This window comes from Roseateles sp. P5_B10, from assembly GCF_056400485.1.
Genome location: NZ_JBFULE010001007.1, coordinates 1 through 1673, shown reverse-complemented (window position 1 = coordinate 1673; position 1673 = coordinate 1). Strand labels below are relative to the sequence as shown.

The window sequence follows — 1673 nt, the reverse complement described above, 5'->3', positions numbered from 1 at the left end:
CAGTCGTCTTCAAGGCCGACGGCGCCCAGAAGAACCGCATCGGCCGCTTCGTCCCGGCCGGCTTCACGCTGGCGGTGCAAAGCATCACGCATCGCAGTGCGCAAGCCTGCAATCCCATCTCAGCATTTACCTATCTGGGCGAGCCCTTCCAAACGAAATTCACGCTGACCGCGGTGAACGCCCAAGGCGCACCGACGCTCAATTACGACAGCGCCCTTGGCTTTGCCAAACTGAACCTCGCCAATGCCARCAAGTTTGCTTTGGCCGGCGCCGATGGCGCTACCCGCTTTGTGCCCCCGCAACTGGTAGTGGCGCTCGGTACAGGCACGCAAACCTGGGTGTCGGGTGTTGCCAGCACCCGAGATGCTGCTGGCGCAGTGTCGGCTGGTGTGTCTCTCGTCACGACGGTCAACGCAGCCGCCAATCCCACGGGGCCCTTCAACAACGCCGCCTTCGGCATCGCGCCAGTGGACGACGATCAAGTCGGAATGACGGCCTTCGACCTCGATGCGGACCCGGTCGTGGCCGGCAACGACCGGACCCGGCTGGGGCAAATCCCCCTGCTGCACGGTCGCCTGCGCCTACAAAATGCGCTCAGCGCCGCCAACCGCACGCTGAAACTACCGCTGACCGCCCAATCCTGGAACGGCGCGGCCTTTGTGACCAACGCCTTRGATTCCTGCACCCGCATCACCGCCGCCAACCTCAGCTTCGGCAACTTCCGCAAGACCCTCACCGCTCAGGATGCGGTCATGGACCCCAACGTCCCCGACGCCACTGTCGTCGTCAACCCGTTGCAGCCGACCTACATCACGCTGGCAGCCCCCGGCGGCGGCCGCCTGGGCAGCATGGACGTGGCCGTGGCCTTGGGGTCGACACCCACGGACTCCTCCTGCCTGAAGACCGCGGCTGGCTGGGTGGCAGCGAAACCCGCCACGGCCGGCGCCAACCTCGCATCGCTGCGCGGGGCCTGGTGCGGCGCGGCCGCCACCAGCGACCCCAGTGCCCGCGCCACCTGGGGCCTGTACCGCGGCAGCGACGGCGTCGTCTACCAGCGGGAGAACTATTGATGCGCTGGCCCTGGTCCACCCGCCGCAACGGCCAGCGCCTGCTGCTGCGCCGCGTTGGCGAACAGCATGCCTTTGTGCTGACCGACGGCCCACCCGGTCATGACCAGGACCAGCCGGCCCGGCTGCTGCGATGGGGCCTGATGAGCGAGGCAAAACCCGTCACCTCGGGCGACGCCATCGCGCTGCTGGACCCGGCCGACTACCAGATCCTCAAGGTCGACACCCCCCATGTGCCGCCGGAGGAGCTGAAGGCCGCGGCGCGCTGGCAGATCAAGGAGATGGTCGACGTCGACGTTGCCGAACTGACGCTGGATGTCATGCACGTCGGTGGCGACGTCGAGCGCGCGCAGCGCCAGCTCTTCGTCGTCGCGGCCCGCAACAGCGCCATCAAGGCGCTGACCAACGGCGCTGCGGGCATCAGCAGCAACATCACCATCGTCGATGTCTGGGAGACGGCCTTGCGCAATCTGCTCGCCGCCCAGGCCCGTGCCGATGACCTGGCCGCGCGCGCCTGCGCCGCCGTCCATATCGATGAGCGCCACTGCCTGCTCGTCGTCAGCGCCGGTGATGAACTCTTCTACACGCGCCGCCTCGAAGGCGACC

The 1673-nt window shown here is 67.5% G+C and carries 1 protein-coding gene and 1 pseudogene; both read left to right on the top strand.

The window, feature by feature from the left end:
• The coding region (locus tag AC1DU6_RS30230; protein WP_477861744.1) for a DUF6701 domain-containing protein at positions 1 to 1070 on the top strand (1070 nt) is incomplete at its 5' end.
• Positions 1070 to 1673, top strand: a pseudogene (locus AC1DU6_RS30225) (hypothetical protein); the annotation flags it as partial. The gene AC1DU6_RS30230 and the pseudogene AC1DU6_RS30225, both read left to right, overlap by 1 nt.